General features: G+C 65.5%; 7 protein-coding genes. 4 read left to right on the top strand and 3 right to left on the bottom strand.

Translation table 11 applies throughout. The annotated features are described in order from the left end of the window. Positions 1-109: 109 nt before the first annotated feature. On the bottom strand, positions 110-1,495 hold the full coding sequence (locus AX735_RS23970; protein ID WP_066285201.1) for a 50S ribosomal protein L11 methyltransferase: 1,386 nt from the start codon (positions 1,493-1,495) through the stop codon (positions 110-112). A gap of 142 nt (positions 1,496-1,637) precedes the next feature. Here AX735_RS23970 and AX735_RS23965 point away from each other — a divergent pair, with 142 nt between their 5' ends. The 4 genes from AX735_RS23965 to AX735_RS23950 all read left to right on the top strand — a co-directional run bounded on the left by AX735_RS23965 (position 1,638) and on the right by AX735_RS23950 (position 8,420). After that, the gene (locus tag AX735_RS23965; protein WP_066285199.1) at positions 1,638-2,468 is read left to right on the top strand and encodes an ImuA family protein; all 831 of its coding nucleotides are present in this window, start codon (positions 1,638-1,640) and stop codon (positions 2,466-2,468) included. Continuing rightward, the gene (locus AX735_RS23960) at positions 2,365-3,939 is read left to right on the top strand and encodes a Y-family DNA polymerase (RefSeq protein ID WP_066285198.1); all 1,575 of its coding nucleotides are present in this window, start codon (positions 2,365-2,367) and stop codon (positions 3,937-3,939) included. The genes AX735_RS23965 and AX735_RS23960 overlap by 104 nt, the downstream gene beginning before the upstream one ends. 29 nt (positions 3,940-3,968) lie before the next feature. Further along, positions 3,969-7,232 carry an error-prone DNA polymerase gene (locus AX735_RS23955; RefSeq protein ID WP_066285196.1) on the top strand — a complete coding sequence of 1,088 codons (3,264 nt, stop codon included), beginning with the start codon at positions 3,969-3,971 and terminating at the stop codon, positions 7,230-7,232. A gap of 117 nt (positions 7,233-7,349) precedes the next feature. Continuing rightward, complete coding sequence (locus AX735_RS23950) at positions 7,350-8,420, top strand: type I restriction endonuclease (protein ID WP_066285195.1); 1,071 nt, start codon at positions 7,350-7,352, stop codon at positions 8,418-8,420. A 99-nt stretch (positions 8,421-8,519) separates the two neighbouring features. Here AX735_RS23950 and AX735_RS23945 read toward each other — a convergent pair whose 3' ends face one another. Beyond that, the gene (locus AX735_RS23945) at positions 8,520-8,909 is read right to left on the bottom strand and encodes a type II toxin-antitoxin system PemK/MazF family toxin (protein WP_202189658.1); all 390 of its coding nucleotides are present in this window, start codon (positions 8,907-8,909) and stop codon (positions 8,520-8,522) included. After that, entirely contained in the window at positions 8,860-9,093 is a 234-nt protein-coding gene (locus AX735_RS23940) for a hypothetical protein (protein WP_066285192.1), read from the bottom strand. The genes AX735_RS23945 and AX735_RS23940 overlap by 50 nt, the downstream gene beginning before the upstream one ends. Positions 9,094-9,206: the final 113 nt, after the last annotated feature.

The following is a 9,206-nucleotide window of genomic DNA, read 5'->3' as shown; positions in this document are numbered from 1 at the left end:
GGGTTGGGAGGGGGGCTTCGCGGACCGTTGGCCCCTCTCAACTTCGGCTAGGCAGGCAAGCTGCCAAGCCTCCGTTTCTCTCCCCTCAAGGGGAGAGAGCGAAATCAGATCAAGCCACCTTCACCTGCTCGGCTGCCGCGATCACCTCGAGCGGGCGCACGATCAGCGTCACGCGGTCATGGCCCACCGCGACATTGAGCACGTCGCCCGCGCGCACCGCGACGGGTTCGGGGAAATTGTGCAGCACCTGCAGCCAGCCGCCGTCGGTATAGCCATCAGGATGGTTGTCGAAGGTGATGCCATCGGCCAGGTCGACATGCATCCACTGGACGATGCCGGTAGCGATGCCGTCTTCGAGCACGTTGATCTGCAACAGGTGCAGGTCGCTCTGGTGCTGCGTCCGGGTGAGGTCGATATGCACCAGCTCGACATCGTCGGACAGGCGCTTCCAGTCGGTCATGGTGCCGTGGATCGGCAGCTTGGGCGAGGCGAGCGCGCCGAAGCGCGAGATGTCGAAGCCCGAGACCTGATCGACGAACACGTAATCCGCCAGCACCTGGCTTTCGACCAGACAGCCGATGGCCGAGGCGGCGCGCGGGATGACGATGGCATCGGGCTTGAGCAGCCGCGCATGCGCATCCTCGAACGTGTCGATGACATGCTCGGTAAGCAGGTCGGAGGAGAGGATTTCGGAGACCAGGATGTCCGCGCGCTCGTCGAGATGCTCGCCGACCTTGAGCTCGGTTGAAGGCGCGGTGTGGACGGTGATGCGCTCCGCATAGCCGTTATCGGCGATGATCTGCCGCGCCATGTCGGCGATGATCGGCACCATCTCGCACGCGGTGACCGATTGCGCCCCGGCGCGCGCGGCCATCATCGAGAGCAGGCCGCTGCCGGTGCCGATATCGAGCACGCGGGCATCGGGGCCGGTTTGCGCCAGCGCGGCGATGATCGCCGCCTCGAATGCATCGTTGCGGCGCACGTCGTTGAGCATCGGGATATGCCAGAAAGGCACCATCTCGGCGGAGAGGCGGCGGATCTGGTGTTCGATATGAATATTGCCCGGCTGCAGCGCCTGGGCGCGGCGGAACTGGTCGAGCGCCTCGATCTTGCGCCCGGCATCGGAGAGCATGACCGCAAGATTGTTGGCGGCGACCGGATTGGCCGGATCGGCCGCGCAGGCCGCCTGCATCGCGGTGATGGCGAGGTCGGGGCGTCCGGTGCGGCTGTAGATCAGCCCCTTTTCATGATGCGCGACCGCATGGTCGGGATCGATCGCGAGCAAGGTATCCCACAGCTCGAGCGCCTCTTCGTTCGCGCCGCGCAGGCCCAGGATACCGGCAAGGATCGGCAGCACCTCGGCGGTGCGGTAATCTGCATCGATGACCAGGCGATAGCGCTCTTCGGCAGCCCCCAGATTGCCCGCTGCCTGAAGTTCCATCGCTTCGTGCAGCAGCGCGCGGGCCAGGGCGATGTCGGGTGCGGTATCGGTCATGCTGTTCCCCCCAATGGGCGTTAACTCAGTTCAACAGACTATTAACGCGAAGGGTTAACAAAGCGTCACCGGTCCCGAATTGGCATCGCGGCCCGCCGCACAGGCATTTGACGTTCCGCAAAACGGAACATAATAAGAACGAATGTCCCATGTCCGCGATTCCCTCGAGTCCCTGAAAGCCCGGATTGCCGGGCTGGAACGCGCGTGCGCGGGCGAATCCGGCGGCGAACCGGCGGGGCTGGCGCGCACCGGGCATGCGGGAATCGACGCGGCCTTGGGCGGCGGGCTGATGCGCGCGCGGCTGCATGAAATCTTTGCGTTCGAGGCGGACGATGCCGGGTGCGCGACCGGATTCACAGCGGCCCTGGCACTCAGACTCGGAGGAACCCTGGTCTGGCTGCGCGAGGGCGAGGCGGAAAGACGCGGCGGGCAATTGCACGCGCCGGGGCTGGTCGAGATCGGGCTTTCGCCTGCGCAGGTCATCCTGGGCACGCTGCCCGATGCGCTGGCGGTGCTGCGCGCGGCGGCCGATGTCACCCGCTGCGGCGATGTCGGCGTGGCGGTGGTAGAGCTGTGGCGCGATCCCCGCGCGTTCGATCTCACCGCAAGCCGCAGGCTGGCGCTTGCTGCCGAAGCCTCGGGCGTCACCGTGATCGCGCTGCGCATCGCCGCCACCCCCGCGCCCAGCGCGGCGCAGACCCGCTGGCAGGTGGCGGCGGCGCCATCGCTGCCGATGGAAGCCAATGCGCCCGGCTATCCTGCTTGGGCGATAGAACTGTTGCGCCAGCGCGGACGCCCGGCGGGCGGCGCGTGGCGCGTGGAGTGGAACCGTGAACAAGCCTGTCTTGCTGAGGCCCTGCCCGTCGGCGGTGCCGGAACCGGAGGCGCAGCGGCGCTATCTGGCGCTGTTCTTCCCCTTTCTGCCGGTCGACCGGCGCGCGCGGCAGCGCTCGGCTTCCGGCGCGCCGGATAAGGCGGACGACGCCGCGCCACTGGTGCTGGTCGAGAGGGTGCGCGGTGCGATGCGCATCGCCGCCACCTGTGCCGAGGCGCGCGCCCAGGGCCTGACCCCGGGCATGATGCTGGCCGATGCGCGTGCGCAGGTAACGCAGTTGAACGTCGAGCCGCACGATCCGCTCGCCGACCTGAAATGGCTCGAGCGGTTGGCCGATCATTGCGACCGCTTCACGCCGCTCGTCGCGACCGACCCGCCCGACATGCTGGTGCTCGACATTACCGGCTGCACGCATCTGTTCGGCGGCGAGAGCGCGCTGGTCGCCGCCGCCGAGGACAGCCTGGCGCGCTTTTCCGACCATGTCCGCAGCGGTTGCGGCGACACGCCCGAGGCGGCGCAGGCGCTCGCCCGCTTCGCGCCGGGGGTGACGCTCGCGCGGCCCGAGGACGGCGATGTCGTGCTGCGCCGCCTGCCGGTCGCGGCGCTACGCATCGAGGAGGAGACCGAGACCGCGCTGATCCGCGCCGGCCTCAAGACCATCGGCGATCTCGCGATGCGGCCGAGCGCGCCGCTCGCCGCGCGCTTCGGCGAGGAGCTGGTCGAGCGGCTCGACCGGCTGCTGGGCAGCGCCGACAGCCGCATCGTCCCGCGCCGCAGCCCGCCCGCGCTGCGCTTCGAGATGCGCTTTGCCGAACCGATCGCGCGCACCGAGGCGGCAATGGCGGCGCTCGCCGAGCTGGCGGCCAAGGCCGCCGAGGCGCTCGAGCAGCGCGGCATGGGCGGGCGGCATTTCGCCGCGCGCTTCTATCGCAGCGATGGCCGCAGCTTCGACCTCGCGGTCGAATCGAGCCTGCCGATGCGCGATCCGCAAGGGCTGATGCGGTTGCTGCACGAGCGGCTCGATGCGCTGTCCGATCCGATCGACCCCGGCTTCGGCTTCGACATGATCCGGCTGATCGTGCCGCGCATCGAGCCGCTGACCCCGGCGCAGCTGCAGCTGGAGGGCGGCGCGGTGAGCGAGGAGGCGATGGCCGCACTGATCGACCGGCTGAGCAGCCGGCTGGGGCGCGGCGCGATCCGCCGGTTCCAGCCGCGCGACACGCACATTCCCGAACAGGCGGCGCTCACCCTGCCCGCGGTCGATCTGCCCGCGCCCGAACCCTGGGAAGCGCCGCAGCCGGGCGAGCCGCCGACCCGCCCGATCCATCTGTTCGACCCGCCCCAGCCGATCGAGGTGATCGCCGAGGTGCCCGACGGCCCGCCGCACCGCTTCCGCTGGAAGCGCCAGCAGCACCATGTCGTGCGTTTCGAGGGGCCCGAGCGGATCGCCGCGCCCTGGTGGAAGCATGCGCCGGGCAGGAGCGGCCTCACCCGCGACTATTACCGGATCGAGGACGCGCGCGGCCGCCGCTTCTGGATCTTCCGCCATGGCCTGTATGACAGCGAACGGCCCGATCCGCGCTGGTATGTGCACGGCCTTTTCGCATGACGAAAAGGCCCACAAACGACCCTTTTCGCATGACCGCCGGTTTTGCCGAACTGGTCTGCGCGACCAATTATTCGTTCCTGCGCGGGGCCTCGCACCCGGCGGACATGGTCGCGCGCGCGCTCGAACTGGGGCTGGCAGGGATAGGCATTGCCGATCGCAACACGGTCGCGGGCGTGGTGCGCGCGCATATCGCGCTGCGCGACGCGCACAAGGCGGCGGCGGAGATCGGCGCGCCGCCCCCGGCGCTGCGGCTGCTGGTCGGCGCGCGACTGGTGTTCGCCGATGGAACGCCCGACATCATCGCCTATCCCGCGACGCGCCACGGCTGGGGACGGCTGACGCGGCTGCTCACCACCGGCAATCTGCGCGCGGCCAAGGGCGATTGCGTGCTGCACCTGCCCGATCTGCTCGAGTTCTGCGACGACCTGCTGCTGATCGTGATGGCATCGCCCGGCGACGCGCCGCTGCTCGGCACGCTGGGCCAGGCCGCGCCGGGGCGCGTGTGGATCGGCGTCACCATGCCGCGCCGGGGTGCGGACCGCCGCCGTCTCGCCCGGCTGATGCGATTGAGCGCCGACACCGGCGTGCCGCTGCTCGCCACCAACGACGCGCTCTATGCCGAACCGGCGCAGCGCCCGCTGCACGATGTGCTCACCTGCATCGGTGCGGGCACGACCATCGCCGAGGCCGGGCGGCTGCTCGAGGCCAATGCCGAGCGGCATATCAAGCCGGCGGACGAAATGGCGCGCCTGTTCGCCGACTGCCCCGATGCGATCGCGCAGACGCTGCGCCTGATGGAACGCGTCACCTTCACGCTCGACGACCTGCGCTACCAGTACCCGCTCGAACCCGTGCCGGAGGGCTGGGAGCCGCAGGCCTGGCTCGAGCATATGGTGCTGGAAGCGGCGCGCGAGCGCTATGGCGAGGAACTGCCGAAGAAGGTCCGCGACCTGCTCGACGAGGAATTCACCCTCATCGCCAAGCAGCGCTACGCCTGCTATTTCCTCACCGTGCACGATCTGGTGCGCTTCGCGCGCAGCCGCGAGCCGCCGATATTGTGCCAGGGGCGCGGATCGGCCGCCAACTCGATCGTCTGCTTCCTGCTCGGCGTCACCTCGGTCGATCCGGTGACGCACGACCTGCTCTTTTCGCGCTTCGTGTCGGAGGAGCGCGCCGAGCCGCCCGATATCGATGTCGATTTCGAGCACGAGCGGCGCGAGGAGGTGATGCAATATATCTACCAGCGCTATGGCCGCCACCGCGCCGGGATCGCCGCGACGGTGATCCACTATCGCCCGCGCAGCGCGGTGCGCGAGGTCGGCAAGGTGCTCGGCTTTTCCGAGGACGTCACCGCGCGCCTTTCCAGCACCATCTGGGGCAGCTTCTCGTCCTCGATGGCAGAGCAGCGCTACGCCGAGGCGGGGTTCGACATCGACAATCCCGATATCGTCCGCCTGCGCGACCTGGTCGACCAGATCCTGCACTTCCCCCGCCACCTCTCGCAGCATGTCGGCGGCTTCGTGCTGACCGAGGACCGGCTCGACGAGACCGTGCCGATCCACAATGCCGCGATGGAGGACCGCACCTTCATCGAATGGGACAAGGACGATATCGACGCGCTCGGCCTGATGAAGGTCGATGTGCTGGCGCTGGGCATGCTCACCTGCATCCGCAAGGCCTTCGCGCTGATGCGCGAGCATGGCCTGGGCGAGCACGACCTGACCGTCGATCTCGATGCCGATGACCCTGAGGTCTATGACATGCTGTGCCGGGGCGACAGCATCGGCGTGTTCCAGGTGGAAAGCCGCGCGCAGATGAACATGCTGCCGCGGCTCCGCCCGCGCTGCCTCTACGACCTGACGGTGCAGGTCGCGATCGTCCGCCCCGGCCCGATCGAGGGCGACATGGTCCACCCCTATCTGCGCCGCCGCTCGGGCATCGAGCCGGTCGAATACCCCTCGCCCGCGCCGCCGCACCCCGCCGATGAGCTGAAAAACCTGCTCGGCCAGACCTATGGCGTGCCGCTGTTCCAGGAACAGGCGATGAAGCTCGCGATCGTCGCGGCGGATTTCACGCCCTCGGAAGCCAACCAGCTGCGCCGCGCGATGGCGACCTTCCGCAATGTCGGCACGATGCACAATTTCCGCACCAAGCTGGTCGAGGGCATGACCGCGCGCGGCTATGCCGCCGAATTTGCCGAACGCTGCTTCAAACAGATCGAGGGCTTCGGCAGCTATGGCTTTCCGGAGAGCCACGCCCTGTCCTTCGCGCGGCTGGTCTATGTCTCGTCCTGGATCAAGTGCCACCACCCGGCGGTCTTCGCCTGCGCTTTGCTCAATTCGCAGCCCATGGGCTTCTATGCGCCCGCGCAGATCGTGCGCGACGTGCGCGAGCATCAGGTCGAGGTGCGCCCGATCGACATCAACGCCAGCCACTGGGACAATAGGCTGGAGCGCGACTTGCGCGGGCGGCTGGCGCTGCGGCTGGGCTTTCGCCAGATGGACGGATTCCGGCAGGCCTGGGCCGAGGCTTTGGTGCAAGCGCGGCGCGAAGGCGGGCGGTTCGTCTCGATCGAGCGGCTGGCGCGGCGCGCCGACCTGCCCAGCGCCGCGTTGCGCCTGCTCGCCGATGCCGATGCGTTCGGATCGCTCGGCCTCTCGCGACGCCAGGCTTTGTGGGAGGTGCGCCGCACGCCTTCGGGCGAGCTGCCACTGTTCGCCGCGGCCAAGGCGCGCGAGCTGGGCGCGGAGCCCGACATGCAGCTGCCGCAAATGCCCGCAGCGGAAGAGGTCGTCACCGATTACCAGGTGCTGCGCCTGTCGCTGAAGGACCATCCGATGGCGTTCCTGCGCGCGCGGCTGCGCGAGGAAGGCGTGCTCAGCTGCGAGGACACGACCAACGCCAAGGCCGGCGCGGCGGTGCGCACCGCCGGCGTCGTCCTCGTCCGCCAGCGCCCCGGCAAGGGCAACGCGATCTTCGTCACCATCGAGGACGAGACGGGTATCACGAACGTCGTCCTCTGGGCGCGCCTGTTCGAACGCTACCGCCGCGCGGTAATGGCGAGCCGCCTGATGCAGGTCGAAGGCGTACTTCAGCGCAGCCCCGAAGGCGTGGTCCACCTGATGGCCAACCGCGTGGTGGACCGCACGGATTTGCTAGCAACGCTCACCGAGGCGCGGGGGGATGGTGCGCTAACACCCCCGCTGGCACGCGCGGACGAGGTGGTGCGGCCGGTGCCGTCACGCCATCCGCGGGATGCACGGGTGCTACCGAAGTCGCGGGATTTTCATTGAGGGGCAAGACACTTGCGGAAACCATCTACGGCGCCTCTACAGAAATTAAGGACACTCTTGCTCGACAAGTTTTTCAGTGGCAGTTTAACACTATTCCGTTATTTTGGGGGGACTTCCATGGAACTGGCAACGAAACTCGCGGAGCTTCAAAATCGTACGATCGAACATCGCGAAGTTCTTTTGACTGAGGAAGCTGCAAAGAACGCTCTCGTCATGCCCTTTTTGCAAGCCCTAGGTTATGACGTTTTTAACCCGAAAGAGGTCGTCCCAGAGTTCACATCTGACGTTGGAACCAAAAAAGGTGAAAAGGTCGATTATGCCATTTGTAAGGATGGGAAAGTCGATATTTTGATCGAGTGCAAACCGGCGTCCGCCGAATTGAACGTCAAGCATGCCTCGCAGCTTTTTCGGTATTTCACCGCTACGGAAGCCAGGCTTGCATTGCTGACCAATGGTGTCAGCTATCAGTTCTATTCTGATGTTGAAAAGCCAAACATCATGGACGAAAGGCCATTTTTCTCGTTCTCGATGGAGGCCATCAAGCCAGCAGATGTGAAGACGATTGAAAAGTTCGCCAAATCAGCTTTTGATATCGACAAGATTGTTCAGGAAGCTGGCAATCTTAAAATCCAATCTCTTTTGCGCAAGGAGCTGGAAAAGGAGTTTGCTGAACCCTCAGAGGGGTTTGTCGACCTCCTGGCCCGCCGTGTGCATGATGGCCGACTAACCGCCGCCGTGCGCGAAAATTTTAGCAAAATGCTGGTAAGCACCATATCGTCCTTGATACGCGATCTGGTCAATGAGCGCCTTTCGTCGGCCCTCAACGCAGCTACCCCTGGACAGATTGACGACGAAACGCCACCGGTCGATTCATCCGACGAAGGCGTTGAAACAACCGCTGAGGAACTGTCGGGCTTCCACATTGTTCAGGCCATTGCGTCGCGTTTGGTCGATCCCAAACGGGTGTCCATTCGTGACGCAAAATCCTATTGCGCTATTCTACTGGATGACAACAATCGTAAAACCATAGTGCGAATGCATTTTAATGGATTGACGACAAAGTATCTCGGGACATTCAAAGGAAAAGAGGAAGAAAAGCACCTCCTTTCCGACTTGACCGCAATCTATGGCCTCTCAACGCAGATCGAAAACCGACTGCGTGAGCTTGATGACACCATCCCGGCCTGATGGGGCATTTGCACTTGGGCAACCGCAAATCAGCCGCAAGGCGACTACGCGAACAAACGTCCAATTACGGGTATCTTATTGAAGGATGTGCGTTCAACCTCAACCGATCAGGTCCGCAATTGCAGCGCGCAAGGCCTTGGCATCATCCTCCGCCAGATGCCCGAGTTGACGGATAATCAAGACTCGCTCCAGCGTCGCAACAAGCGGCTTCACAGCCGAGGGCTTGAGCAGCCCCGCAGCCTGCCATTCCTTCAGCCAGACCTCGCCAAAAGCGGCGGATGCGCGGAGTTGGCTGGTTATGGCCATCAGGATCACATCGGGTCGTGACGCATGATAATTTGCCGAGCTGATCACGACAGCCGGACGCCGCTTGGATGTTGCCTGATCGGTGAACGGGAATGGAACCAGAACGACAGCGCCGAAGGCAATATCCGCTGGCTCAAAGGGCATCGTAGACGTCGTCTTCAGGATTGTTCCAGACGGCAGCAAAGGCAGGATCGCTCACGACAGTGGCCATGCGGGAAAGCTCGCGCTCTGCACTGGCCGAGGCAGCGTCGCGCATTGCGATGAAATCGACGAAATCCTCGACTTCGCTCTGCCGGGCGCGCGACAGCATTCCGATCTTCTCGATCAGCGCGCGGGGCACGGGCTTCGGATCAGGAGCGGTTGCCATGCTCTCAATAATGAGGGCAGACGACTATCGCATCAACCCTTTATCGGCTCTCGACGTTCAGCCGGGCCTTGATTGGCCTGACGCCTCCACCTTCCCCATTGACCTCCCCCCAT

Source organism: Blastomonas sp. CCH1-A6 (assembly GCF_001556365.1).
Classification (GTDB): Bacteria; Pseudomonadota; Alphaproteobacteria; order Sphingomonadales; family Sphingomonadaceae; genus Blastomonas; species Blastomonas ursincola.
This window is presented reverse-complemented; position numbering and strand designations above follow the sequence as displayed.

What these genes read in the sequence shown, in the direction of transcription:
- AX735_RS23970 (WP_066285201.1), bottom strand. Translation starts at nt 1,495, where the DNA reads ATGACCGATACCGCACCCGACATCGCCCTGGCCCGCGCGCTGCTGCAC.
- AX735_RS23965 (WP_066285199.1), top strand. Translation starts at nt 1,638, where the DNA reads ATGTCCCATGTCCGCGATTCCCTCGAGTCCCTGAAAGCCCGGATTGCC.
- AX735_RS23955 (WP_066285196.1), top strand. Translation starts at nt 3,969, where the DNA reads ATGACCGCCGGTTTTGCCGAACTGGTCTGCGCGACCAATTATTCGTTC.
- AX735_RS23950 (WP_066285195.1), top strand. Translation starts at nt 7,350, where the DNA reads ATGGAACTGGCAACGAAACTCGCGGAGCTTCAAAATCGTACGATCGAA.
- AX735_RS23940 (WP_066285192.1), bottom strand. Translation starts at nt 9,093, where the DNA reads ATGGCAACCGCTCCTGATCCGAAGCCCGTGCCCCGCGCGCTGATCGAG.